This window comes from Corynebacterium glaucum, from assembly GCF_002287505.1.
In the GTDB taxonomy this organism is placed as follows: domain Bacteria; phylum Actinomycetota; class Actinomycetes; order Mycobacteriales; family Mycobacteriaceae; genus Corynebacterium; species Corynebacterium glaucum.
Genome location: NZ_CP019688.1, coordinates 2,019,838 through 2,045,737 on the forward strand (window position 1 = coordinate 2,019,838; position 25,900 = coordinate 2,045,737).

Here is a 25,900-nt window from a genome sequence, read left to right on the forward strand (position 1 = left end):
AGATTCCGCGCCGCGGAAAATTCCGCGCGTCGGAAAATCCAACCCGAGTTAGTGCGGGCGGCCCATCTCGGTGTTCGCGATCACCTCAGCTTCGCGGATCACCTCTGCGAGCGCCGCTGCCACTCGATCTGCCGTCTCTGAACCCTCCGCCAGCAGATCGTCGCGCACCTCAAACATGATGCCGAGCACCTTGGCGTTCATCTCGAACTCCACCGGAATGTAGACGCCGGTGAACGGGGTGTTGCGCTCCACCTTGAAACCGGCCTCGGAGAAGATCCGTGCCGCGGTGTCGGTGAGGATGGCCGGCGAGTGCACGGAGTGGGTGCCAATGCACACATCCGGCAGCAGTTTGCCGGCGTGAATGCGGTACTCATCGGGCTGGTCGTTGTAGGAGTGGATGTCCACGATCACGGCCGCACCTGTATCGCGTAGGCGCTCCCCGACCAACTCCGACATTGCGTCGTCGTACGGGTAGAAGTACTTCGCCTTCAGCTCGGAATCGTCGAAACCGATCGGGCGCAGTAGGTCCCCGTCGGCAAGCCGCGTGTACACCGGCCCGCGCCCGGAGGCTTCCATCGAGTCGCGCTGGTTGTAGAACCGGCCCGGGTCCGCCACCACGCGCGAGATCCCGTTGGTGGCCATCCAGCACCGCCCACCGAACTGCGCGTGCGCGGCGGCGGCCAGGGTGTCGGTACCAGTGTCGGTGACGCGGTCAAGTTCGGTTTCCACTTGCTCCGGCGTGGCCACGAAGTCGGCGGCCACCTCGTCCGGGATGTGGCGCGAAGCGTGTGGCACGTGCAGGATCACGGGGCAATCGTTCGCACCGGCGTCGATGGTGAGGTAGTCGTACATACCTCGGTAGGTTATTGCGAGGTAGGGGTTTGCGCTTGCCAGGAGCCGTCGATAAGCGAAATTGCCCCTGCCTCCGCGAACTTGTCCAGCCAGCCCTCCATGGGCCAACTGCCCCACTTGGCGTGGAAGTAGTTCGCGTTGGCGACGATGTCCTCGAGGTGCTCCCACGGCGGCGACGAAACGGGGTGCCACTGGTGGAACGCGTGCGCGCCGCCAACCCAGTAAAGCTCGATGCCGTGGCGCTGAAGCTGCCAGGCGAAGTCGGTATCTTCGCCGCCGTAGCCGGTGAACCCGGTGTCGAAACCGCCGAAGTCGCGCTCGATGCGCGCCCAGGTGTCGGCGGTCATGGCAAATGACAGGGACCAGAACAGGTTGTAGTCGTGGGCGAGTTCCAGCTCGCCGACGGGCGGATTCGGGCGCGCCGGGTGCGGATCGGGGCGCACGGTGCGCAGCTCGCCCTCGCGCATGTACGTCACCGGACCTGCGACCACGGCGTCCGGGTGCGCCTCGAGCGCGCGCACGTACAGCGGCACAAGCTGCGAAGACGCCACGCAGTCGGCGTCGAGGAACACGATTATCTCCGCGCCGCGTTCGATCGCGGTGCGCGCGGCGAGGTTGCGGGCCGCGGCGAGGCTGCGGGCCGCGGCGAGGTTCCTCGCATCCGCTAGTTGCGGCTCTGCCTCGACCACGTGCGACTTCGGCACCGCTTTACCCAGCACGTCGGCATCGGCGAGCGCGACGGTGATGTGGTCAGTGCCCTCGGGCTTCAGGTTCACCTGGTGCGTGAGGTGGGCTTTCCGGTTCGCATCAGCAAGAGTCACCAGGGCAATTTTGCTTGACGACGCCCCCGTGGCCACCCCAGCTACCACCTCCGCGGCCCGCCGCGCGGCACCGTCCGTCTGCCACCGATACCAGTCGGGATCCAGCGCCTTCGCCTGCGCGAGCAGCGTTGGCCACTCAGCAGCGGGCGGAAATCCGTCCGGGACGACGGCCAGGCCGGCGTCTCGGAGCACTTGGGCGTTGAGTTTTTGCTCGATGAAGGGCCGCGGTTGCGGCAGCAGGATGGCCGGCGCGTTGGTCACGGCAATATCCGCGATCGAATTTTGTCCGCCCGCCGCTACCACGACCCCGGCGCGCTGCAGGAGTTCGGTCGGGTCGTCGACGCGGTTTTCGCCGGTGAGGAACGTGAACGTGTACTCGGGGCAGGCGGCTTCGACCGCAGCCCAGTCTTCCGGTTCCCAGGTGGAGCCGCCCTTGCCGGCCATGACCAGCACGGCGTGCGGATCGCGCTCGATGCCCGGCGCGGGAGTGAGCCGCGAAATCCCGCCGACGGCGTGCAGGCGCTCCTCGTGCCCGCGAAGGTGCTCAGGGGTTTCGATCCAGTCGGGCCAGGCGGCGATGAGGGCATCGGCCTGGGTGTAGGCGAGCTGGTGGGGCGCGTCATCACGCAGGCCCGGCATCGCGTGCGCGACGACCGGGATGCCCATCAGGCGTAGGAACACTCCTACCTCGACGGACACGTCCACGTAGAAGGCGTCGGGGGCGTTGTCTGCGGTCCACCCGGCAAGCGTCGCAAAGCGGCTGCGCAACCCCTGGTTACCGTAGGGCGCGTAGTGGAGCGTGCCGCCGGCGGTCATGGCGCGGCCGTGGTGGCCGTGGCCGGCATCGTCGGCAAGCACCACATCGGCGCTTTCCGCGGTGGAGAGGATCGTCGCCTCGTGACCGAGCGCGCGCAGCTCGCGCTGGATCTCGCGGCAACGCTGAATGTGGCCCGAACCGTGGTGGTGGGCGTAAATACCAATCGTGGCCAAGTGCCCTATGCCCCCTTCACCTGGGCGGCGAGGTAGCCGTAGTGGACCTGGCGGTAGAGCTCCACATAGGTGCGCGCGGTCTGCGTCAGCGAGTGGTGCTCCACCACCCATTCGCGCACCGCGGCGCGGTCGATTTCACGGGCGCGGTGGATCGCCCCCGCCAGCGCGTCGATGTCATCCGGCGGGGCGAGCGCGGCAGGCGCGTGGCACAGCAGCTCGCCCAAGCCACCGCGCTCGAAAGCGGCGACCGGAGTGCCGCACGCCATCGCCTCGAACGCGACCAGGCCGAAGGGCTCTTCCCATCGCGGGCTGACCACCGCGACGCCGGAGTTAGCAACCAGCTCGCGCAGGTGTGTGTGCGACATCGTCCCGCGCCACTCGGCCACACCCGGCGCGAGCCGCGGCGCGATCTCTTCGCGGAAATAGCGGCAGTCGCCCTTGCGCCCCGCCAACAACAGGGGCACCCCGGCGCGGCGCGCGGCGTCCATCGCCATGTGCGCGCCCTTTTCCGGCACCAAGCGCCCGAACCAAATGGCGTTGGAGCCGCCTGGGCCGAGCTTCCAGGTGGAGACGTTCACCCCGTTCGGAATCACGGTCGGCGCGTAAGGCAGCGTCCAATCGTCCGCAGTCGTGTGGCTCACCGCTGCGAAGTGCCCGGCACGCGTGCCGGCAGCGGTGATCGCCGCCTGCAGCTCATCCACCTGCGGCGTGTGCAGCGTGGTCACCATCGGTAGCGGCTCGCGGCTGTGCGGGCCGGGGAAGATCAGCGGGTTCAAGCTGTTGTTGTGCACCACGTCGTAGTCGCCGGCGACCAGCAGTCGGCGCAGCTTTACAAACGCAGCATCCTCGCGCTCTTTGCCGCCCGCTGGGTACGTGGTGTCGGTGGCCAAGTCGATCTGGTCGCCCCAGTCCACGCCGGGCAGCTCGAACGCCTTGCAGTTACCGTCGGAGCCTTCCGCGGCGAAGAAATCCACCTCGTGCCCCGCCGCCCGCAAGGCTTTCACCATGGTGTGGCAAAACGCTTCGAGGCCGCCGGCATACGGTTCGCGGACGGGGTAGCGAGCGGGCCCGATGAAGGCGATGCGCAAGTGGCCGTCGTTAAGCATGATGCCCTCCTTGTGCAAGCCTTGAGTAGATATCCGCGTGCGTGGCTCGAACCTCTTCCAGTTCGCGCGCACGGTCGCCTACGTAGGCTACCGCTCCGCGCGCAACGAGATGAGCCGCAGCCTCCCCCGCCGCCTGCCCGTCGCCCGCCGCGTAGACCGCGACCGCCGCATCGGTGTCGGCTTGGTCCGCATAGCAGCCGATATCCGGCACCGCGACGGTCGTGCCCAGGTCGCGACACAGCTCCAGCCACCCGGAGTGCGTACCCCGGGTGTACGGCAAGATGCAGGTGGTTACTCCAGCGATCGCGGCGTGCAGCTCGGCGTCGCTCATCGGCGCGTGCACGTGCGCCTCAGGCAGGGCGGCCCGCAGCTCGGCGGTGGCCGGCACGTCGTGGACGTAGACGTCCAGCGGCACGCGCCCGGAGATATCGCGGTAAAACTGCGGGTCAGCAACCACATTGCCGCGCAGGGACTTCACAAACACCGCCGCACGCGGCGCACGGTCGGCATCAACAGGGCTCGCAAGAGCAGGGTGCTTGACGACGTCCACGTGCGCCACCCCGAACGCGTCCCGCAGGGTCGCGGCGGCACAGTCGGTGAGCGTGAGCACCGCGTCGGCGGCGTCGAGGAGAATCTGGAGGCGCTCCTGGTGGTCGCGCTGACCCTGCGCGTCGGCAAGATGCGGGTTCTCAATGTCGTGCGCGGTGACCACGAGCGGCACGGGCAGCACGTCTACGAGCTCGCGGATCTGCGCGGGCGTGAAGTGCTCGAAGCCGAAATGCACGTGCATCACGGCGGGGTACTCCTGCGGGGGTATCGCACGCCAGTACTCGGCAGTGAAGGCAGGGTGCGGCCACCAATTCCCGTCGATGTTCGGGTCCGGCAGGTACGCCACATTCACAGGACGAATCGCCTGCGTATAGGGGTGTTCTGCCGGGATCGAAAGCACCCGGATTTCGGGGGAACCGCTGTGCACTCCACTAATATAGTCCCTCTCGCATCTTTCGCACTTACGTTCACCGCGTAGATTGGGGTGCCATGGCTCCCACGCTCACCGTTGTTGGCAATTGCCAGGCTGAATCCACCCGCCGGTTGCTCATGTCTACCGGGGAATTCTCTTCCGAGCGCATCACCCCCGTCCACGAGCTCACCGCAAGCGACCTCGGCTGGTTCACCGAGCTCATTGGACGCACGGATGTGCTGGTAACCCAACCGATCCGCGACGACTACCGCGGCGTGCCCGTGGGCACCTCGCAACTGCGGGCGCTGCTAAAGCGCGGGGCGCGCCACGTTTCCGTTCCGGTGCTGCGCTTCGACGGGCTCATGCCGTACCACGCGATCATCCGCAATCCCGCCGACACCTCAGAGAACCCGCCGGTAGTGCCGTACCACGACCTGCGCATTCTGGCCGCGGCCGCAAAGGGCCTCGACCAGCCGGTGGACCCCTCCCCCTCACCGGAGGCGCTGCGCCGCGCCGCCGCGATGTCGGTGGAGCAGATGCGCCTGCGCGAGCGCACCCACGGCGCTGTGGTCGTCTCCGACTACCTGGAAACCAACCCCGTCTGGCACACGCTGAACCACCCCGACAACGCCACGCTCGCCCACATGGCCACGCAGATCCTTAACGCCCTCGACATCACCGCCGAGGTGACGCTGCCGGACTACGAGATGCTCGGCGGCCTCGACGCCCCCATCGACGCTGCCGCAGCTGACGCGCTCGGCGTGACAGTCGAGGGTCGCGGCACGTGGCGCAGCCGCGAAACCGGCGACATCGACCACGACGAGATCGTCCGCGAACAGCTGGAGTACTACCGCCAGCGCCCCGGCGTGGTGGAGCATGGCCTGGTCCGGCACGCCGAGCGCATCAAAAACCTAGGGTTGACGGAGTGAAGCATCTCATCGTCGGCCCCGACAACCACGGGGTCACCGCCTACGCCCTGTCGCTTGCGCAGGCCACCGGCGCGGACGTCATCCGCGAGGACACGTTCACCGATCAACCGCTGCCCGACGAGCCGATCCACGTGACGTTCACGGACTACTTGTTCGGGAGTACGCCGCAAGAGGCCGTCGATAAGCTTTTGGCCCGAGTCGGCGAGCGCGAGCTTTCGGTGAGCTTCCACGACATTCCGCAGGTTGAGGAGGGTACGGATCGTTTCGCGCGCAGGGCTGATGCTTATCGACGGCTCCATGCACGCGCCCAACTCACCGGAACCAACTCGGCCCACGAGGCGCAGTTTTTCGACGGTGATGCGGCGGTGATTCACCTGCCGGTGCCGGTAATTGCGTCGGCATTCGACCCGGAACCGGGCACCGTTGGCGTGCTGGGGTTTGTCTACCCGGGCAAGGGGCACGAGGACCTGGTGGCAGCGCTGCCGGATAAGCGCTTGCGGTTTCTCGGCTCGGTGTCTGCTGGGCACGAAAAGTGGGCGCAGGAGCTGGTGCGCACTGCGGGCAAGGTAGAGCTCACCGGATGGCTCGACGATGCCGCGATGGCGCGCGAGATGGGCCGCATTGAGGTGCCCGTGTGCGCGCACCGGCACTTCTCCGCGTCTGGGTCGCTGATGACCTGGCTGGGCGCAGGGCGCAACGTGCTAGCCACGGACTCCGACTACACGCGCGAGATCGACGCGTGGCTACCGGGGCGCATCACGCTGGTTGCCGACGGCGCGTGGCGCGAGGCGGTGGAAGCATTCGAGCCGAAAGTCATGGACCCGCCTGAGTACGGCTGGGCCGATGTCGCACGCGGATGGGAGGACGCATGGCGTTCGACTGGCCTGCTGTAAGCGTGGTAATTCCCCACTACAACGCGCCGGAGTCGCTTGCGCGCGTGGTTGCGGCAGTGCGGGCGCAAGACTACGCGGGCGAGGTGGAGATCGTGGTTGCCGATGACGGCTCACGCGAGCTGCCGCAGATCCCCGGCGTGCGCCTGGTGCAACAGGAAGACTTGGGTTTCCGCGCGGCTGCCGCGCGGAACCTGGGTGCTGCGGCGGCGAGCGGAGAGGTGCTGGCGTATTTGGATGCGGACACCGTCCCCGAGCCGGAGTACTTGTCCGCAGTCGTGCCGCACATTGTGGGCGATGCGCGTGCGGTGGTCGTGGGCACCCGGCTCACCGGCCGCGAGCGCACCGAGCCGCAGTGGCTTGTCGACGCCTGGGACACCACTGACAACCTGCGCGCCGCCGACCACTCCTCTTGGCGATACGTGATCTCGGCGGTGCTGAGCTGCTCCCGGGAGTTCTTCGACGAGGTCGGCGGCTTTGACGGCTCGTTCGTGGGCTACGGCGGCGAGGATTGGGAGTTTGGATGGCGCGCCTGGAACGCGGGCGCGACGCTGGTGCACGAACCGCATGCGATCGCGGTGCATGAGGAAGAGGATTTCGGCGCCCGCTTCGATAACCCGGCCGAGGCTGCGCGGGTGAAGAACTCCGAATCGCTGGCGCTGGCCACGCGCATCACTCATCCGCTCGCGCGGCCCGACGGGGTGTGCTTCGGCGACTTCGACATGGCGGTGACCGTGCCGGCACTCGACGGCGAAGGGGTGACCGAGTTCGTCATCGCGGAGTGGGTGAAGTTCGGTGCCTATGTGCAGGTTGCCGAGGTGCCCGAGCTGTTCGCCGCCGACCCGCGCGTCGGCAGCGCACCCATCGACGCGCGCGTGTCTATCGCCATCGGTGCGGCGTGGGCACCGCAGGACTTAGACCTCCTGCTCGCCGCGGAGCACGTGCTGTGCGGTGACGGCACCGTAGTGCGCACGGCCCGCGCCGCAGCGCTCGGTCTGGAGGCAGCCACCGGTACGCCGGAATCGATTGGGCTGACCCCGGTGGCGGGCCCGCTGCAGCTCGAGCGCTACTTCGCCGGCTGGTAGAACTTAGGCGCCAGCGCCCGGCACCTCGGGCGCCACCCCGCTGCGCTCGTACGCCGCCAAGATGTCGATGCGGCGCTGGTGGCGTTCTTCTTCGCTCCACGGCTGGGACACGAACGCGTCAACGATCGCGAGCGCCTCTTCCTCGGTGTGCATACGTCCGCCGATGCCGATGAGCTGCGCGTTGTTGTGCTCACGCGCCAGCTGCGCGGTCTCCACCGACCACGCGAGCGCGCAGCGCGCACCCTTGACTTTGTTCGCGGCGATCTGCTCGCCGTTGCCGGAACCGCCAAGCACGATGCCTAGCGAGCCCGGATCGTTCACCACGGCTTCCGCGGCGGCGATGCAGAACGCCGGGTAGTCGTCCGCAGCGTCGTACTCGTGCGCGCCGCAGTCGGTCACCTCGAAGCCCTTTGCCTCAAGGTGCGCCTTGATCTGGTTCTTCCGCTCGAATCCGGCGTGGTCTGCTCCAAGGTAAATACGCATGGCCGCTAGTTTACCTGCGGGTTCTCAGTGCGGGAGCGCTTGAGTTCGAAGAAGTACGGGAATGAGGCCAGCTTCACCGCCGCGTCGAACAGCTCACCAGCTTCCTCGCCCTGGGGCACACGGGTAATCACCGGTCCGAAGAAGGCGGTGTCGCCAAGCTTAACGACGGGCGTGCCCACCTCATCGCCCACCGCGTCCATCGCCTGCGCGTGGTAGCCGCGCAGCAAGTCGTCAACGTCGGAGGTGTTGGCGCACTCCGCGATGTTCGCCGGGAGGCCGACCTTTTCCAGCGCCGCGGCGATGATCTCGTCGTAAGCGCCGTAGCCCTGCTTACCGCCTTCACCGGCCGGGTGGATCATCTCGCCCATCGTGGTGTAGAGCTCGTCGACCTTCTCCGGTGCTTCCTGCTTCACCTTCGCAAACACTCGGGCGGGACCCCAGTTGGCTGTCTTCCTTTTCTCAAATTCTTCGGAAAGCTCACGATTTTCGTTAAGTACTGCGAGCGACATTGGTGTCCACTCGACCTTAACCTCGCGCACTTGCTCAACTTCCTTCATCCAACGGGAGGCTTGCCACGCAAATGGACAAACTACATCGAAATAAAAAGTGACTTTTTCAACAAACATTTGAAGTTCTCCTCTACGGGTGTTTGGCATGGAGGTGCATCCGATTCTAGCCGGTTTGGGAGCACTTGCACGGCCCAGGCTTTGACGGCGGTGCAACCCCCGATTTAACCGTGCAAATGTACTTCTCGCAGCTCTCTCAGGTGCCGGGTTTTGCGCACGCCTGGGCAAACGGTGCTGGAAGCTTCCTGAGAGAGCTACAGCAAGTAGCAGTTTTTCAGACGCTGCCCGAGCAGACACCTTCTCCCCTGGGCGCTCACAGGTGCCGAGTACCCTTGGCCGCATGAAAACGAATCTCACACGCGCAGATGCTGAAGCCCGCAAGGCACTCATTGACAACGTGCACTACGACATCCACGTCGACGTGACCGGCAAAGAGCAGTTCACGTCACGCACCACGATCAGCTTCTGCTCGAAGGCGGGTGCCACCCACTTCGACCTCGTGGCAGACGAGTTCAGCGCAACGCTCGACGGGGCGCCTCTGCAGGGTCGCGACCCTGAACTCTCGGAGGGCCGCCACGAGCTTGTCGTGGACGCGACGATTACCTACAACCGCACCGGTGAGGGCCTGCACAAATTCACCGACCCGAAAGACGGCAAGGACTACCTGTACACCCAGTTCGAGCCGGCGATGGCGATGAAGGTGTTCGCCGCGTTCGACCAGCCGGACCTCAAGGCAACCTACGACGTCGCCGTCACCGCACCGGAGCGCTACACCGTCGTGCTCAACGAGGCCGTGACCGTCGGGGAAGATGCTGCCGCGGGCACGAAGACGTGGCGCACCCGCATCGACTACCCGCTGTCGACCTACCTCATCGCCATCGTCGCCGGCGAGTACGAGCACGTCACCGACACCTACCGCGATGAGGCGAACGACAAGACCATCGAGCTGGGCCTCTACGCGCGCGCCAGCTTGATGGAGCACATGGATGCCGAGCGCCTGTTCCAGCAGACCAAGGACGGCTTCGACTTCTACCACGCGAATTTCGGGCGGCCTTACCCGTTTGGCGACAAGTACGACCAGATCTTCTGCCCCGAGTACAACATGGGCGCGATGGAGCACGTCGGCGCGGTGACCTTCCGCGACGAGTACATCTTCACCTCCGAGCCGACCCCGTATCGCCTCGAGCGCCGCAACGACACGATCCTGCACGAGATGGCGCACATGTGGTTCGGCGACCTCGTGACCATGCAGTGGTGGGACGACCTGTGGCTCAACGAGTCCTTTGCCACCTGGTCCGCCGCCACCGCCCAGGTGGGCATCGGCGAGTACCCTGAGGCCTGGACCACGTTCGCCACCGTTGAGAAGGCGTGGGCGTACTCGCAGGACCAGCTTCCGTCCACCCACCCGATCGCCGCGGACGCGCCGGACATCGAGACCGCCGAGCAGAACTTCGACGGCATCACCTACGCCAAGGGCGCCAGCGTGCTGAAGCAGCTGCAGGCCTACGTGGGTTACGAGGAGTTCTTCGCCGGCGTGCGCACGCACTTCGACAACCACGCCTACGCCAACGCCACCTTCGACGACTTGCTCGCCGCACTCCAGGAGGCCTCCGGCCGCGACCTGTCCGACTGGGCCGCGCAGTGGCTGCGCACCACCGGCGTCTCCCGCCTCTACCCCGAAATCACCGCCGACACGTTCACCGTCGTGCAGGAGTCCGAGGTCATGCGCGACCACCGGGTTCGCATCGGGCTTTATTCGCTTATCGACGGCACCGTCACACGCACTCACCAAGTCGAAGTAGACATCCACGGCGAACGCACCGAAATTCCCGAACTTGCTGGCATCGAACACGATTTGGCGCTGGTGAACGACGACGACCTCACCTACTGCCTCATGGGATTGGCACCGCAGCACCAGCAATTCGCCATCGAGCACATCGGTGACATCGACGACCTGCTGGCGAAGACCCTGGTCTGGTCGTGGATGTGGGAGTCGGTGCGCGGCGGGCAGCTCCCGGCACGTTCCTTCGTGCGCGCAGTCGCTGCAGAGGCGGGCAATGTGTCGCACCCGAGTGTGCAGGAGCGCCTCTTGGCCCAGGCAACGCAGGCGGTACGCCAGTACGTCGACCCGGCGTGGCAGGAAGAGGGCTTCGCGTTGCTCAACGACGCATTCCGCGGCGCGGAACCGAAGGCGATCTTCGACCGTGCGCTTGCCCGCCTCACGCCGACCGCAGACACCGTCGCTTACTTCACGCAGCTCCTTGAGACCTCAGATAACCAAGAGGTGCGTTGGTTGGCGATCACCAACCTTGTCGCCGCTGGCGCCCTACCGTTGGATGCTGCGGACGAAGAAAGTGACGACACCAACGAGGGCGCGATCTCGCGGCTGCGGGTGCGCGCTGCCGTCGATAAGCAATGGGCCTGGGACAAGCTGGTCAATGAGGATCTGACCAACCTTGAGGCCCGCTACCTGATGGACGGGCTGACCTTCACTGCCGAGGGCTTGGATGAGTTCACCGACGAATACTTCCGCATCGCGCCGACACTCTGGGATCGCCTGACCAACGAGATGGCGCAGCGCACGCTCGAGGGCATGTACCCGCTGTGGGCGGTGACGCGGGAGGCCGTCGAGAAGCCGAATGCTTTGCTCGCCGACGATGCTGTGCCCGCCGGCCTGCGCCGCATCCTTTCGGAAGGCCAAGACCGGGCGGCTCGCGCGCTGCGCAACCGCCGGGTCGACGCGGAGGCTTAGGTCGGGGCTTAGCCCGGACCCTAGGCTGCGGCTTAGTTCAGCGCGCTAGTGCGCAGCTGCAGCGCGTCCGGGCGCACCGAGATCTGGCTGAAAGACACCAACGTGTCGCCCGCGTAGACGCGGCGGGTGATGCGCTGCAGCAAGGTGTTGCCGGTGACGCAGAGGCGCGCCTGCTCGCGCTCGGAAGGGCGTGCCGGGGCAATCACGTCCTGGCGGCGCAGCTCGGCGAATGCGTGCGGGTCGCGCGAGGGCAGGGTATAGGTGGTCTCGTACGCGATCGGGTAGCCGCGCACCGCATAGACGGTCTCGATGGCGAAGACCTCGGTGCCGCTGTCCAGGTCGAATGCGAGCTCCACTGCAGCGGGCGCTTTGATCGTGCCGGAGGAGGTCACGGTCGAGCTGAGCGCGACATCCTGCGCGGAGAGCTGGACTGCGATGTCTTCCGTCGAGTTGAGATCCACGAAAGGCGGCAGCTCACGCACGAAGGTTCCGCCAGTGCGTCCGCGGCGGCGCTCGATGATGCCTTCATCCTGGAGCAGTGCAAGTGCGTGGCGCACCGTCATGCGGGCGACGCCGAACTCATCCACAAGCTCGCGCTCAGCCGGAAGGCGATCCCCAGCGACGAGTTCCTGCGCCTCGATCTTCGCCCGGAGCTGATCTGAAATGACCATGTACGCCGGCCGCTTTGGAGTTGTGCGTGTTTCTAACTGAGTAGTCATTTTTCTGACCCCCAAAGAGTCCCTAAATGTTTTGAATGCAACTTTTGCATAAACACTAGTGAATGATTTGGGAACCTCGCACAAAAATTTCGCTTTCCCCCTACATATGGGGGTAAGGATAGGTTAAGTTTCCACTAAATCGCGGCAAACGCCTGCCGAAGGTCCGCAATGAGATCGTCGGCATCCTCGATGCCCACCGAGATGCGGACCAATTCCGGGGGCACCTCGAGCGCGGACCCGGTGACGCTGACGTGCGTCATAGTTGCCGGGTGCTCCACCAGGCTCTCCACGCCGCCCAGCGATTCCGCGAGGCAGAAAAGCTTCGTGCTCAAGCAGAACTGTTTTGCCTGCTCCTCCGTGCGGAAAAGCACGGAAACCATGCCGCCGAAGCGCCGCATCTGCCGCTTGGCCACCTCGTGGCCGGGATGCGACTCCAACCCCGGGTAAAGCACTTTCGCAACCTCATCCTGCTGACCGAGGAACTCCGCGACAGCCTCGGCGTTGTCGCAGTGGCGCTCCATGCGCACCGGCAGCGTCTTCAAGCCGCGGGCAGTCAGGTACGTGTCGAACGGAGACGGGATCGAGCCGACCCAGCCGAAGAAGAAGCGCAGCTGGTCCTCGAAGCCGTCGATAAGCGAGTCCTTGCCGCACACCACTCCCCCAACGACGTCGGAGTGACCACCGACGTATTTCGTGGTGGAGTGGAGGACGACATCCGCACCCAGCTCGAACGGCTTCTGCAGGTACGGCGAGGCAAACGTGTTGTCCACCACCAGCGCCGCATGCTGCTTGACGTGAGAAATCGCGGCGATGTCAGCGATAGACAGCAACGGGTTGGTCGGGCTTTCCACCCAGATGACCTTGGTGTTGTCCTGCACAGCAGCGGCCACCGCGTCAACGTCAGTGATGTCCACGACGGTGTTTTCCACACCCCACAGCGTGAACACCTGCTGGATCAGGCGGTAGGTGCCGCCGTACGCGTCGTTGCCGATCACGATGTGGTCGCCCGGCTTGAGCAGCACGCGCAGCACCGTGTCCACCGCAGCCATGCCGGACGCAAACGCAACACCGAAGTCCGCCCCCTCGAGTGCGGCCAGTGTCTTCTCCAGCGCGGTGATGGTCGGGTTGCCCACACGGGTGTACTCGTAGCCGCCACGCAAGGTAGCCAGGCCGTCTTGGGCGAAAGTGGTGGAAGCGTAGATCGGGGTATTGATCGAACCGTACAGACCATCTGGCTCATACCCAGCGTGGATTGCCTGCGTAGATACGCCGTTGTGCGACTGTGCGGTCATGCCTTCTCCTTTGCAACTGAGGTACGTCTGAACCGGATACTAGACCAAGCGGTTCAGGGCGTTGCCGTTGCGGGTCGATTTATATGCAGACCGCGATCACAACACCATTCCCCAGCTGAGTATCGTGCACGGTAGAGACAGGAGGTTACGCACCGTGGATCAGGAGCTTTCGCTTTACGACGCCGTGGGCGGCGAAGAATTCTTCCAAAAACTCGTCGCCGGTTTCTACGCGCAAATCAAAACCGATGACCTGATCGGGCCGATGTACCCGGAAGATGATTGGGAAGGCGCGGAGGATCGCCTGCGCTGGTTTTTATCCCAGTACTGGGGTGGGCCGCGCATGTATCAGGAGCAGCGCGGCAACCCGATGCTGCGGCGGCGCCACTTTCCGTTCTCCATCGGTGAGGCCGAGGCGGATCGCTGGCTGGATCTGATGCACAACTCGTTGGACCAGTTCAGCGACGAGGAATTGCTCCCCGTCTACCGAGACCAGCTATGGAACCACATGCAGCGCGTGGCCTACATGATGATTAACCGACCCACATTGCGGTAGATCGAACCGTAGGGTGCGTCGAGGCGCACCCAGCTGCCTGCGGTAGCAACGCGGAGGTGGCGTGGGATCTCTGCGGGTGCTTCAAACCCGGGAATGAGACCCAGCGCGGTGCACGCGAAGATCATCCGCATGGGGATCTCGACAGGGGCGGCGGAATCCGCGTCGGCTGTCATGACGATGCCGTCGAGCAGCGACCTCGGCGGGCCGGCTGGGCCAGAAAACTGCCGCGCGAGGTTGCGTCCCTCGTCGGCGAGCCGGCGGGCCACACCAACCGGCACTATGTCGCGCTCGACGAAACCAGTAGCGGGTGGCAGCGCGCCGGGCCACATCATGTCGCGGGCTTTTCCGACCTCGCGGCTCGCGTCTGCGGCACCGGAGTCGCCAGCGTCCCGGAGCGCGTTCAGGAGGTCATTGGCCGCCACGACCGCACCGTCGCGCGAGGCGCTGCCCGACACCCTGCGGGCGGCCAGACAATCGAACGGAGTGGTGACAAAGACGTCGACCACATGGTCGTCGACAAGCGAAAAACGAGCTAGTGCTGCCTGGTCAAGCCCCAGTGCGCGGCCCAGGAGCGTGGTCAATCCGCGCTCGCCCTGGGTAACAGTAAGGGTTTCCACTACCCCTCGAGAGCGCTCGATGCCGCGGACTGGGACAGGATGCCAATTTCTTTGGTCGTGATCTCTCGCGGCGAGGTCGTGGCGTTATCCACCGTCACCTGCACACACTCGATCACGCAGCACACGCGCCCTTGGGCATCCTTGATCTCCTGGCGGGTGGTGAAAGAGGTGTTGCCCACGCGCACCACCTGCGTCTCCACCGTCGCGGTCACCGTGTTTGGCAACAGCGGACGCAGGTAATCCGCTTCGAGGTGGCGGACAAAAACGACGAACTCGTGGCCGCGGGAGTAGAAGTTCTCCTGCGCGAAAGCGAGGCGGGCCTCCTGCGCGAGCTCTATATAGGCGGAGTTCGTGACGTGGCCATAGCGGTCAAAATCGTTCCACCGCAGAGGGATGTTGTGAACGTGGACGTTGCCGGCGAGCTCCTGAGAGTCACGGACAGCCTGGTCAGCCATTGCTTTCACACCTTTTGGTTGAGATTTGAATTACCCTGCGCCCAACCCTAGCGCGTGAGCTTGCGGTGCGTGACGCGCGAAGGCTTCGCAGCCTCCTCACCGAGGCGCTCAACCTTGTTCTTCTCGTAGTCACCGAAGTTGCCCTCGAACCAGAACCACTTGCCCTCTTCGATGTTGCCCTCCCAGGCGAGGATGTGCGTGCAGGTGCGGTCCAGGAACCAGCGGTCGTGCGAAATGACCACTGCGCAACCCGGGAAGTTTTGCAGCGCGTTTTCCAACGAGCCCAGGGTTTCCACGTCAAGATCATTGGTCGGCTCATCAAGCAGGATCAGGTTGCCGCCCTGCTTCAGGGTCAGCGCGAGGTTTAGGCGGTTGCGCTCACCACCAGAGAGCACCTTCGACGGCTTCTGCTGGTCCGGGCCCTTGAACCCGAACGCGGACAGGTAGGCACGCGACGGCATTTCGTTTTGGCCGACGTGGATGTAGTCCAGACCATCGGAAACCACTTCCCACACAGTCTTTTCCGGGTCGATGTTCGCGCGGTTCTGGTCCACGTAGCTCAACTGCACGGTCTCACCAACATCAACGGAGCCGCCGTCCGGCTGCTCGAGACCGACGATCGTCTTGAACAGGGTGGTCTTACCCACACCGTTCGGGCCGATGACACCGACGATGCCGTTGCGCGGCAGCGTGAAGGAGAGATCCTTGATCAGCACGCGACCGTCGAAACCCTTGTCCAGGCTGTCAACCTCAACAACCTTGTTGCCCAAGCGCGGCGGGGTCGGAATCTGAATCTCTTCAAAGTCGAGCTTCTTGTACTGCTCCGCCTCGGCTGCCATCTCTTCGTAACGCTCCAGACGCGCCTTGTTCTTCGCCTGGCGCGCCTTCGGCGAAGAACGCACCCACTCAAGCTCATTCTTCAGACGCTTCTGCAGCTTCTGATCCTTCTTGCCGGCGACTTCAAGACGCTCGGCCTTCTTCTCCAGGTAGGTGGAGTAGTTGCCCTCGTACGGGTAGAGCTTCCCGCGATCGACCTCACAGATCCACTCCGCAACGTTGTCCAGGAAGTAGCGGTCGTGAGTAATTGCCAACACTGCACCCGGGTAGGACTGGAGATGCTTCTCCAGCCAGAGGACACTCTCGGCATCGAGGTGGTTGGTCGGCTCGTCGAGGAGGAGCAGGTCCGGCTCGGAGAGCAAGAGCTTTGCCAGCGCCACACGGCGACGCTCACCACCGGAGAGGTGGGTGACCGGCTCTTCAGACGGCGGGCAGCGCAGCGCTTCCATCGCCTGCTCAATCTTGGAGTCGACCTCCCACGCGTCGGCGGCGTCGAGCTCCTCCTGGAGCTTGCCCATCTCCTCCATCAGCTCGTCGGAGTAGTTGGTGGCCATCTCCTCGGCGATCTCCTCGAAGCGCTGCTTCTTGGCAAAAATGTCGCCCAGGCCCTCTTCGACGTTCTCGCGAACCGTCTTCTCCTCGTTCAGCGGCGGCTCCTGGAGCAGGATGCCCACCGATGCGCCCGGCTGGAGGAAAGCCTCGCCGTTGTTCGGCTGGTCGATGCCCGCCATGATTTTCAGCAGCGACGACTTACCTGCGCCATTCGGACCCACGACACCGATCTTGGCGCCCGGGTAGAAGGCCATGGTGACATTGTCCAAAATGACCTTGTCACCGATAGCACGGCGGACATTCTTCATCGTGTAGATGAACTCAGCCACGTGTAATCCCCTTGGGTTATGCGAGTTGAAAGACGCTTCACAGGGTACATCACCCACCCCCGCCTCACCCAGGGGCATTCAGGGGACTGCGCAGGGGCGGATCCATGAACTAGAACGGGGCAGCGGCATCTTCCTTCACATCGTCAAACGTCACCACATCCTCCGCGCTGATGCGGGTTTCCGCGAACGCGGGCCCATCCTGTCTAGCGACCAGATCATCCGCCGATTGCGCTTGCAGTTCCTCGCGCAAAGCTCGCGCGGAGTGCAGGACCTGGTAGTTCGACAGATCAAAAGAAACCTGTGTGGCTTTCAGCATGATCTTGGAGCGGGTCTGGGTCACCGGCTTCCCGGTTTCATCCACCCCCTCCTCGGACCAGGTCTTGGTGACCAGCTTGCCGGTGACAGAAACGGGGGCGCCTTTGAACAGGGAGACGCGGCAATTGTTGGCCAGTGATCCCCAGCACTCCGCGTCGATGTAGAGGTTGTCAACGTCTTCCCAGATCTCGGAGCCGTGTTCATCCTGGACTCCGGTGGGTCTGCGACGCGAGGATGCGATCCGGAGTTTGGTCAGCTGCCGATCCTGCGGACCGACGCGCAAGTACTCCGGCTGCGAGACGAGATTGCCGTGAATAGTGACGATGGTGGCGGACATAGGAAGTAGGCCTTTCGCTCAGGTTTACGTGGTGGGCCGGGGCAGGGGTGCCGTCGATAAGCAACTTGCTCCCCCAGCACCTGCAGCATGGCACGAAACAAACGAAAGGTAAAGGAAGCGTCGATTTGGCCTGTGTGCAACTTTTTTGCTCTCCACAGGTGAGCGATTTCGCGCAGCTAAGACTGGTTATATTGCGCGAGCATCTCGTTGTAACGGCGCCACTCTTCGTCGTCGGTTTCCTCAGCTCGGCGATCCACCTCGGCGGTCTCTGCACGATCGTCCAGCAGCCATTGCCTAAACAACACGCCGAAGACGATGACCAGCGGGAACGAACCAGTGGCCCACGCGATACCGCCGCCGACTTTCTGATCCGCAAGCAAGTCCGGCTGCCACGGCAACTGGAGCGCCTGGTAAAAGTCCTCTGCGAGCACGATGTTGAGCTGCATAAGGTACACACCCATGAAGAGGTGGACTGGCATGGAGATCCACAACCATGCAAGGCGGATCTTCGCGTCGGCGCGCTGCGGAATTTCGTCGGGTCCGATGAGCTCCCAGAAGTAAAAGTACCCGGAAACCAAAAACACCGCGTTCATGATGACATGACCGGCGTGCTCTGAAATCATCAGCTCATACAGCGGAATAAAAAGGTACAGCGCGTAGAAGAAGAAGATGAACTGAATCAGGCTCACCGGCGGGTAGGTGACCACGCGCAGGAACGTCGACCGCTGGAAACTTTCCACCCATTGCCGCGGATTGAACTCGCCGGCGGGGTATGCGGCGCGCACCAGGGTCAGTGGAGCGCCGAGCACCAAGAGGACCGGCACGCCCATCGACAGGATCATATGCACGGCCATGTGCGCGGAATAGGCCGCAGGCATGTGCATGCCGAGGCGGGAAGAGAGCGTGACGACGATTGCGCCGCAGCCAAGCAACCACCACACCGTGCGAGAAACTTGCCACCCTTCGACGCGCCGTGCGAGGTGCAGATAAAAGGCAGCCAGCAGAATGGCAATGACGCTGAATAGCAATTCAAAGCGCCACAGGGTGAACCAGTTGCCCCACGTCACCGGCTCCGCCAGGTTGTAACCCATCTGCACCTGCATCTGCGTGAGATTGGGATCGCGCGGCGGGGGCGGCGGGGTGCGGCCGAGGGTGGCGGCGAGGCCGGTGACGGCAGCCATGACAATCACCTCGACGGCGGCGAGGCGGGTGAATGCCTTCGGGTCTTTGCTCAGCGCAGGGATGGTGCGCTGCCGGTGCCAGTAACCGAGCACGCCTAGCGCGAGGAGTCCAACAGCCTTCGCAATGAGTACCCAGCCATAGTCATAGTCGGTGAGTTCGGTCAGCTGGATGCGGATTGCCCCGTTGATCAGTCCCGAGACAAGCATGGCGAGGAACGCGAAGAGCGCGATATTGGAGTAGCGGCGCACCGCCGGTTCCAGGTTCGGTCCGAGCCTGCGCCCGTGTGCGACTAGCGCCATCAGCGCGCCCACCCAAACGAGCATGAATGTCAGGTGCCAAATGAACGAGTTCGTGCCGTAGTCGTGATTACCACCGGTAGCGGAGTGCCCGGTGAGCGCCAACGGCATGATCGCGATGACCGCACCGATGAGCAGCGCAACCTGCGGCCACCACGTGCTAGCAACAAAACCGGCCGCGGCCACGACAGCGGCGATCGCGGCAACGATGAGCCAGACTTGCGATTCCTGGACTTGCTCGATTGCGGTTGACCACGCATTGGCTTCGAAGATGACGTTGGCCAACGGTTCGCCGGAGACGTCGGAAAGCACGAGCGGGATCATGACAATGCCGACTAGCGCAAGTCCAGCCGACGCCCACGCGCCGGTACGCGAAGCGATGTGGCCGTCGACAGTCAGTGGCGCGCCGTTCAGGTCCTGCCCGACCATGCGCGGGGGGATGAGAAACGCGGAAAAGAGGAATGAGCCAACCGCAAGCGCGGCGAGCATCCAGCCGGCCCCGCGCAGCGCCGGTAGGCCGAACGTGGTCGGCCAGCCCGGATCTGGGATGCCCAAGACGGCTAACGACTCCCCCACAAACGACTGAGCGACCGCCCCCGCAATGACCGCCGCGACAAGCACAGCCGCGAGGTAGAACGGCCACGCCGCTTTCACAGCCCGCTTCTCTTGCATGCCTTTCACCCTACTTTCGCACGGTTACAAGCCATAACTCGCGCTGCGCTACAATGCTGGCTGGGTTTTTCACCCACTGCCTCCATAGCTCAGTGGATTAGAGCAACCGGCTTCTACCCGGTGTGTCGCGGGTTCGAGTCCTGCTGGGGGCGCCATGTCCTGAGTCGCGACATGCTTGACAGATGAGTCGCGACATGGTGGACAAACCGGTGCCTCGGTTTTTGGTTTTCTGGGGTGCCGGTTTTGTCATTGGTGGGGGTTGAGGGGTGGGTCTCCTGTTTTCCAGTAGGGCTTTTGGTAGTCGCGACTGGTGTCGATGTAGTGCTCTGTGATGACTTCGCCGGTGTCGGCCAATGACGTGATGATGTGTTTGTCGGTGATGACCATGAGGATTTTCTTGCTGGCGTATGCGCGTCCGATGCCGAGGTGGAAGAGTTTTCCGGCGTAGCGGACGGTGGTTTTGCCGTTAGTGCATACGGTGTCGTTTCTGATTCGCCATTCTTCTTTGGGGTTGTCGCGTGGGCTGGCTTTGGCCCCAGTGGTGTAGACCTGCGCTGGGGTACGTCTGCCGAGTGCGCGGTGGGGGCGTTGGGTGTTGTAGTAATCAGCGAATTCGTCGAGGAGGTGCTGCAGCTCGTTGATGGTGGGCGCTGGTGATCTGGCGGCGAGCCATTTCTTGAGTGTCTGGTGGAAGCGTTCGATTTTGCCTTGGGTTTGGGGATGTCCGGGGCGACCATTCTTTTGCTGGATACGGTTGGCGGTGAGCACTTTCTCGAAGGCGTTCCTGCCGCCTTTTCGCCCGGCCAAGCGGGCGGTGAAGACGAGCCCGTTGTCGGTCAGCGTTGATGCTGGCGGCCCGTATGTGCTGATGAGGCGGGTCAATTCGGCAGCGACTGCCGCCCCGCTGAAGGCCGCGGCGGCGGTGATTGACATCAGGTAGCGGGAGTGGTCGTCGATGAAGTCGAGGACTTCGACTCGGGTGCCGTCAGCGAGGAACACGTGGGTGATGTCGGCCTGCCAGATTTCGTTGCACAGCGCTGCCTCAAAGCGGATGTAGGAGCTTTTGGGGCGCTTCTTCGGCTCTGGGGTCACCAAACCGGCATCGGTGAGGATCCGTCTGATTGTTGAGGTTGACGGCACCCGTTTGCCCTGCGCGGCTAAGTGGTAGGCAATAGTTTCCGGTCCCGCATCAAGGCCATGGCGGGTGAGCTGTTTGCGCATATCGATGATGTCGTTGCGCAGTGCTTCTGGAACCGCTTGCGGGTGCGTGTGCGGGGCCCGAGATTTCGGGGCGACGGCGGCATCGCCGCCGGCATCGTAGTCGGCGAGGATTTGATACACACGCTGGCGGCTGACACCGAAGCGTTTCGCCACCGCGGCAACTTTTTGTTTCTGGTCGCGCACTGCACGAACGATGGCGAGATTGCGGTTGGGACTGTTCATCTGTCAAACATGTCCCGACTCACCTGTCAAGCATCACTCATCAAGTTAAGGTCGGCCTAAGTGTCAAGAATGTCCCGACTCACCTGTCAAGCATCAGGACCATCGCCGCTGGAACAAGGTGTCAAATATGTCATGAACCTAGACACTGCTGGGGGCGCCATGTGTTGTCTTGAGACATCGTTCCGGTCGTGTCTCGAGATTTCGTCATTTTTGGGTGCCCCGGAGTGGGTTGGGTGCGGCTTTCAGATGGGGAGATCGGCCGCCCTGGCATTGGTCCTCCTGCGGTCCTTGAACGTGCCCGGCATTGGGCCAGAGCAGCTTCGTTGAGGGTGTCCGATTGTTTGTGTGCGGGGGCTTGGTTTACAGGTAGTCCGCGAATCGGTCGGGGTATGCCACGGCTAGTTGGTTGATGGCTTGTTTCCACCCGGTGGCTTTCGCCCCTTCAATATAGCCGTTGCATTCGATTGCCCGTTTTGCCTTCTTCGCCCGCTGGGCGGCGCGTTTGTCTTCGATGTTGCAAATCATCAACCACAGCGTCTTCAGCGCCGCGGTGTCGTTCGGGAACTGGCCCCGGTTGCGGGTAGCTTTGCGCAGTTCAGCATTGAGCGATTCGATCGCGTTCGTGGTGTAGAGCACCCTCCGGGCCGCTGGCGGGAACTGCAAAAACGGCACGAACTGCTCCCACGCATCACGCCACACCTTCACCGACTGCGGGTAGCGGCGCCCTAGCTCAGAGGCTTCGAACGCGTCCAGGGCGGCGCGGGCGGTGTCCTCGTTCGGTGCGGTGTAGACCTCCCGTAACGCACTCGATACGGGTTTGCGGTCTTGGTAGGACACCCACCTGTTCGCAGCCCGAATCAGGTGCACGATACAGGTTTGCACCATCGAGTTCGGCCAGGTTGCCTCCACCGCATCGGGTAAGCCTTTGAGCCCGTCGCAGCAGACGATGAACACGTCTTGGACCCCACGGTTGGCAAGGTCAGCGCACACGGACGCCCAGAATGCGGCACCTTCGTTACCGGCGATCCACAACCCAAGGATGTGTTTGATGCCGTCCATGTCGACACCAACGGCCATGTAGCAGGACTTGTTGACCACGCGGTTACCATCGCGGATCTTGATCCGCAATGCGTCGAGAAAGATCACCGGGTAGAACTCTTCGAGCTGTCGGTTCTGCCACATCATCACCTCATCGAGTACCGCGTCGGTGATCGTGCTGATCGTATCGGGGCTCATGTCCACCCCGAGGGTGGTTGCGAGGTGGTGCTGGATGTCTCGCACTGTCATCCCGCCCGCATACAGGGAAATGATCATGTCATCAAGCTCAGTGAGCCTGCGGGCCCCCTTTGGCACCATCTGCGGGGCAAACGTCCCCGCCCGATCCCTTGGCATGGTTACTTCCAGCGGGCCGTAGCCAGAGTCGACGGTCTTGGTATACGACCCGTTGCGGTGGTTATCCTCACCGCGGGTGTCAACCTCAGCTTTGGCTTTGCGGTCAGAGTGCTCATAGCCCAAATGGGCATCCATCTCCGCCTGTAGACCGGCATTGATCGAGGCCTGTAAAAGCCCCTTGACCAGCTCGCTGGCATCGTCGGTGGAGGTGGACAGCTCCCCGATGAGCTTGGCGAGCTCGGGGTTATCCATCAGCTTCTCGCTGATCTCATTGACCCTGGCCGGGTCATGGCTTTTCTTCGGTGACACCGTAGTCATTATCGGTGAAACTCCTTCAGATCAGAGCCTCACACACAAAACTCCTGACACCCTCAGCTTCGTTCAGACGGTCCCAATGGATCTAGCGATTGACGGCCCATGAACGTGACGCATCTGCCACGGGGCCGAATCCATCTGTTTAGGCGCTTCGCATGCGCAAGGATTGTCCGGAGCCGGAACGATGTCTCGAGACATCAGTTCACACCGCCGCGGGACGGTTTCCGGGCACGGGTTGCCCACCGGAACGATGTGGTGAGACATACCGCCTAGACAGACCGGAACGATCTCATGAGACATGCGGAACGATGTCATGGAACCAGACAACCGTAGCGGATCGACACATACTGCGAACCACGATCACTGTGGTGGACAAGCCCTTCAGCGCGAAGATCACCCGCGTGATACAGCGCGTGCTCAAACGCCTCTAGCGGCAGTTCATCGGTGTGCATACTCGCCCGGGTCGCGACACCGACAATCTTGCGCGAATACACATCGGTGATGAACGCGGTATAAGCAAAGCCCGACAGGGTACGCACATAGGTGATGTCAGCAACCCACAACCGGTGCGGTGCGCACGCAGTGAAGTCACGATTGACCAAATCGGGACGGCAATCAGCGACGTCAGTCCGAAGTGTCGTGATCGGAGTGCGGCCACGCCTGCGGCCTTGGATGCCGGCGAGTTTCATCAACCGTGCGGTTTGATCACGACCGATATCCCAGCCGGCGCGCTGCATGGCCTTCCACATCTTCCGCACGCCGTAGACGCTGAAGTTGTCCTCGTAGACCTTCACAAGTTCGGGGATGAGCAGCGCGTCTGACAAGCTCCTGGCTGACGGGGCTCGTGTTTTCGCTGCCCGGTAGCCACGAGAAGTGATAAACCCACACTCTGTCTGCCTCAACGTGCGACAAATGGCCTCGACCCCGAAGCGATCGCGATACGTGTCGATGTATTCGATCATCTTCTGGTGGGACGGGCGAGTTCCGCTGCGAAAAAAGCTGACGCTGTCTTCAAAATCTCGTTAGCCCTGCGCAGCTCGTTATTTTCCCGCCGCAGACGCTTCAGTTCATCCTCTACTGACTCGTCGGTGCTGCCCTGAGCATCGAAGGCAGATATTCGAGGTTTCAACCAGTGATTAAGCGTGTGCGCCGAGACGCCAAGCTTCTCACCGATCTCTTCGGCCGCAGCCCACTTTGAGCACCCCTCAAGCTCAACGAGTTCCTCAGCGAGGCGCACCGCCTTGTCTTTGAACTCGTCACTGTACTTCCTAGGCATGATCCCCATCCTTCTCTAGAAACGATCGGAGCTAAACCCAGGACGCTTCATGATGATCATGAGTACTTTTTCGCCTCTGTAGGCTCGTCCGATTCCTAGGTGGTAGATCCTTCCGGCGTAGCGGATGGTGACTTTTCCGTTGGTGGCGACGGTTTCGTGGCGGACGCGCCATTCTTCTTGTGGGTTGTCGTTGGGTGCGGCTTTTACTCCTGTGGTGTAGGCCTGCTCGGGCGTGCGGCGGTTGAGTGATCGGTGGGGGCGTTGGGTGTTGTAGTAGTCGGCGAATTCGTCGAATTGGTGTTGGAGTTGGTAGACGGTTTCTGTTGGTGGTCGGGCATTGAGCCAGTGTTTGAGTGTTTGGTGAAACCGCTCGATTTTGCCTTGGGTTTGCGGGTGGCCTGGGCGGCCGTTTTTCTATTGGATGCGGTGGTGGTTGAGGAGTTTTTCGAAGGCGTTTCTGCCTCCTTTGCGTCCGGCGAGACGTGCGGTGAACACCATCCCGTTGTCGGTGAGGGTTGATGCTGGTGGGCCGTAGGTGTCGATGAGGTATTGCAGCTGCGCTGCCACGGCTGCGCCTGTAAATGCTGGTTGTGCGGTGATTGACGGTAGGTAGCGGGAGTGACCGTCGATGAAGTCGAGGATTTCTACGCGTGTGCCGTCTAAAAGAAACGCGTGGGTGATGTCGGCTTGCCAGCATTCGTTCGGTAGCGCGGCTTCAAATCTGATGTAGGAGCTACGTGGTTTCTTTTGCGGTTGCGGGCTGACCAAGCCGGCATCGGTGATGATTCGGCGGATCGTTGATGTTGACGGAACGCGCATGCCTTGGCGTTGCAGATGGAAAGCAACGGTGTCTGGGCCTGCGTCGAAACCGGCCCTGGTGAGCTGTTTGCGCATGTCGATGATGTGTTTGCGCAGCGTTTCAGGCACAGCCTGTGGGTGGGTGTGCGGGGCGCGGGATTTCGGGGCGATGGCCTCTGGGCCGCCTGCATCGAAATCGGACACGATCTTGTAGACGCGTTGGCGTGAGATGCCGAAGCGTTTGGCGACCTTGGCGACAGGTTCGCCTTGGTCGCGCACAGCTTTGACGATGGCGAGGTTGCGATTCGGGCTGTCCATTTGTCAACCATGTCCCGACTGAATACCAGCGTCGTACCGCGCCTTGCTGGGGCAGCTGAACGTGTCAATCATGTCGCGACTGAGGTGTCAACCATCACCCCGAGTACTTTCCCGCCCCTAAGTGTCAATCATGCCGCGACTCACCTGTCAACCATCATTACCATTGCTCCAGGCACAAGCTGCAGCGGATTACAATATGGGCCTGTTTCAATGGGATTGTCAGGAATGCGTCCCACCAAGCCGTTTGATATGTGCTTGCGCCGAAACTTTGAAGATGGAATCCACATTCCCTTTCAAGGTTCGCCCGAAGTTGTCGAGTGCTTTGATCGCCCCGGTGGTGGGATAGCGTTTTACCATGCGCTCAACCTCAGTAGAGTTCAGTGGAAGCAAGTTGGGGTAGCTCCACATGAAAGCAAAACGTTCGTTTGGCCTAATTTGGGCTGTGTCTGATGAGAAAAGCCAGCTTTCAGTTGCCGACCTCCTCCATACAAGCACGCTCGAGCCGGGGAAGTGTCCTCCTAACTGGACTAAGCGCGACCTCAAATCAATCTGCAGATCGTCTTTCCAGAATACCGAGGGTACACTTTTAGTATGCGCCCATTCCTCGTCCATTTGATTGACGAGAACGCGACCACCATACGAGTCGGCCCAATGACTCTGTGCCCCATACATGTGAGGGTGACTAGCGGCTATCGTCAGAGGGCTAAGATTCTCGCCTGTTTCTATCAGGGCCTCAACAGGGTCGAGGACGACAGGCAATGGATCCC

The 25,900-nt window shown here is 62.8% G+C and carries 20 protein-coding genes, 1 tRNA gene and 2 pseudogenes; 6 read left to right on the plus strand and 17 right to left on the minus strand.

Annotation, left to right across the window (positions count from 1 at the left end):
• Positions 1-48 precede the first annotated feature (48 nt).
• Genes CGLAU_RS09800 through CGLAU_RS09815 form a run of 4 tightly spaced genes read right to left on the minus strand, consistent with a single transcriptional unit; the run spans position 49 to position 4,745 of the window.
• Positions 49-852 carry an N-formylglutamate amidohydrolase gene (locus tag CGLAU_RS09800; protein ID WP_095660545.1) on the minus strand — a complete coding sequence of 268 codons (804 nt, stop codon included), beginning with the start codon at positions 850-852 and terminating at the stop codon, positions 49-51.
• An 11-nt stretch (positions 853-863) separates the two neighbouring features.
• A complete protein-coding gene (locus CGLAU_RS09805; protein WP_232507102.1) occupies positions 864-2,663 on the minus strand; it encodes a glycosyltransferase in 1,800 nt (599 codons plus the stop codon).
• Between the two features lie 5 nt (positions 2,664-2,668).
• Positions 2,669-3,769 carry a glycosyltransferase family 4 protein gene (locus CGLAU_RS09810; RefSeq protein WP_095660547.1) on the minus strand — a complete coding sequence of 367 codons (1,101 nt, stop codon included), beginning with the start codon at positions 3,767-3,769 and terminating at the stop codon, positions 2,669-2,671.
• Positions 3,762-4,745, minus strand: coding sequence for a glycosyltransferase (locus CGLAU_RS09815; protein ID WP_095660548.1), 984 nt, complete (start codon positions 4,743-4,745; stop codon positions 3,762-3,764). The genes CGLAU_RS09810 and CGLAU_RS09815 overlap by 8 nt, the downstream gene beginning before the upstream one ends.
• 62 nt (positions 4,746-4,807) lie before the next feature.
• Here CGLAU_RS09815 and CGLAU_RS09820 point away from each other — a divergent pair, with 62 nt between their 5' ends.
• Genes CGLAU_RS09820 through CGLAU_RS09830 form a run of 3 tightly spaced genes read left to right on the plus strand, consistent with a single transcriptional unit; the run spans position 4,808 to position 7,634 of the window.
• Positions 4,808-5,659: a WcbI family polysaccharide biosynthesis putative acetyltransferase gene (locus CGLAU_RS09820; protein WP_095660549.1), complete on the plus strand. Its 852-nt coding sequence runs from the start codon at positions 4,808-4,810 to the stop codon at positions 5,657-5,659.
• Positions 5,656-6,552: a glycosyltransferase family protein gene (locus tag CGLAU_RS09825; RefSeq protein ID WP_095660550.1), complete on the plus strand. Its 897-nt coding sequence runs from the start codon at positions 5,656-5,658 to the stop codon at positions 6,550-6,552. The genes CGLAU_RS09820 and CGLAU_RS09825 overlap by 4 nt, the downstream gene beginning before the upstream one ends.
• Positions 6,528-7,634: a glycosyltransferase family 2 protein gene (locus CGLAU_RS09830; protein WP_095660551.1), complete on the plus strand. Its 1,107-nt coding sequence runs from the start codon at positions 6,528-6,530 to the stop codon at positions 7,632-7,634. The genes CGLAU_RS09825 and CGLAU_RS09830 overlap by 25 nt, the downstream gene beginning before the upstream one ends.
• Before the next feature lie 3 nt (positions 7,635-7,637).
• On the opposite strand, the gene CGLAU_RS09835 is transcribed toward CGLAU_RS09830, so the two are convergent.
• Both CGLAU_RS09835 and CGLAU_RS09840 read right to left on the minus strand, forming a co-directional pair.
• Positions 7,638-8,117 (minus strand): ribose-5-phosphate isomerase, encoded by a 480-nt coding sequence (locus CGLAU_RS09835; RefSeq protein ID WP_095660552.1) that lies wholly within the window; start codon positions 8,115-8,117, stop codon positions 7,638-7,640.
• Between the two features lie 5 nt (positions 8,118-8,122).
• Complete coding sequence (locus CGLAU_RS09840) at positions 8,123-8,743, minus strand: mycothiol-dependent nitroreductase Rv2466c family protein (protein ID WP_095660553.1); 621 nt, start codon at positions 8,741-8,743, stop codon at positions 8,123-8,125.
• Between the two features lie 280 nt (positions 8,744-9,023).
• Here CGLAU_RS09840 and pepN point away from each other — a divergent pair, with 280 nt between their 5' ends.
• Positions 9,024-11,435 carry an aminopeptidase N gene (pepN, locus tag CGLAU_RS09845; protein WP_095660554.1) on the plus strand — a complete coding sequence of 804 codons (2,412 nt, stop codon included), beginning with the start codon at positions 9,024-9,026 and terminating at the stop codon, positions 11,433-11,435.
• Between the two features lie 32 nt (positions 11,436-11,467).
• Here the strand turns inward: pepN and CGLAU_RS09850 are convergent, their stop codons facing one another.
• Positions 11,468-12,154: a GntR family transcriptional regulator gene (locus CGLAU_RS09850; protein WP_095660555.1), complete on the minus strand. Its 687-nt coding sequence runs from the start codon at positions 12,152-12,154 to the stop codon at positions 11,468-11,470.
• Between the two features lie 134 nt (positions 12,155-12,288).
• The gene (locus CGLAU_RS09855) at positions 12,289-13,446 is read right to left on the minus strand and encodes a cystathionine gamma-synthase (RefSeq protein WP_095660556.1); all 1,158 of its coding nucleotides are present in this window, start codon (positions 13,444-13,446) and stop codon (positions 12,289-12,291) included.
• A 154-nt stretch (positions 13,447-13,600) separates the two neighbouring features.
• Here CGLAU_RS09855 and CGLAU_RS09860 point away from each other — a divergent pair, with 154 nt between their 5' ends.
• Positions 13,601-13,999, plus strand: a complete 399-nt coding sequence (locus CGLAU_RS09860; protein ID WP_095660557.1) for a globin — start codon at positions 13,601-13,603, stop codon at positions 13,997-13,999.
• Here the strand turns inward: CGLAU_RS09860 and CGLAU_RS09865 are convergent.
• The 5 genes from CGLAU_RS09865 to CGLAU_RS09885 all read right to left on the minus strand — a co-directional run bounded on the left by CGLAU_RS09865 (position 13,966) and on the right by CGLAU_RS09885 (position 19,591).
• Positions 13,966-14,616, minus strand: coding sequence for a hypothetical protein (locus CGLAU_RS09865; RefSeq protein ID WP_095660558.1), 651 nt, complete (start codon positions 14,614-14,616; stop codon positions 13,966-13,968). The two genes, CGLAU_RS09860 and CGLAU_RS09865, sit on opposite strands and share 34 nt — an antisense overlap.
• Entirely contained in the window at positions 14,616-15,071 is a 456-nt protein-coding gene (locus CGLAU_RS09870) for an acyl-CoA thioesterase (RefSeq protein WP_095660559.1), read from the minus strand. The genes CGLAU_RS09865 and CGLAU_RS09870 overlap by 1 nt, the downstream gene beginning before the upstream one ends.
• Positions 15,072-15,118: 47 nt before the next feature.
• Complete coding sequence (ettA, locus tag CGLAU_RS09875) at positions 15,119-16,789, minus strand: energy-dependent translational throttle protein EttA (RefSeq protein WP_095660560.1); 1,671 nt, start codon at positions 16,787-16,789, stop codon at positions 15,119-15,121.
• Between the two features lie 109 nt (positions 16,790-16,898).
• Positions 16,899-17,441 (minus strand): single-stranded DNA-binding protein, encoded by a 543-nt coding sequence (locus CGLAU_RS09880; protein WP_095660561.1) that lies wholly within the window; start codon positions 17,439-17,441, stop codon positions 16,899-16,901.
• Positions 17,442-17,617: 176 nt separating this feature from the next.
• Positions 17,618-19,591: a bifunctional copper resistance protein CopD/cytochrome c oxidase assembly protein gene (locus CGLAU_RS09885; protein WP_095660562.1), complete on the minus strand. Its 1,974-nt coding sequence runs from the start codon at positions 19,589-19,591 to the stop codon at positions 17,618-17,620.
• Positions 19,592-19,669: 78 nt separating this feature from the next.
• On the opposite strand from CGLAU_RS09885, the gene CGLAU_RS09890 reads away from it, so the two are divergent.
• Positions 19,670-19,746, plus strand: a tRNA-Arg gene (locus CGLAU_RS09890).
• Positions 19,747-19,837: 91 nt separating this feature from the next.
• Here CGLAU_RS09890 and CGLAU_RS09895 read toward each other — a convergent pair.
• From CGLAU_RS09895 to CGLAU_RS09915, 4 genes and pseudogenes are all read right to left on the minus strand, one after another.
• Positions 19,838-21,034, minus strand: a complete 1,197-nt coding sequence (locus tag CGLAU_RS09895; RefSeq protein WP_095660563.1) for an IS481 family transposase — start codon at positions 21,032-21,034, stop codon at positions 19,838-19,840.
• A gap of 360 nt (positions 21,035-21,394) precedes the next feature.
• Positions 21,395-22,744, minus strand: coding sequence for an IS256 family transposase (locus CGLAU_RS09900; RefSeq protein WP_095658980.1), 1,350 nt, complete (start codon positions 22,742-22,744; stop codon positions 21,395-21,397).
• A gap of 326 nt (positions 22,745-23,070) precedes the next feature.
• A pseudogene (locus tag CGLAU_RS12535) lies at positions 23,071-24,017 on the minus strand (IS3 family transposase); the annotation flags it as partial.
• 51 nt (positions 24,018-24,068) lie between these two features.
• A pseudogene (locus tag CGLAU_RS09915) lies at positions 24,069-25,133 on the minus strand (IS481 family transposase); the annotation flags it as partial.
• Between the last annotated feature and the right edge of the window lie 767 nt (positions 25,134-25,900).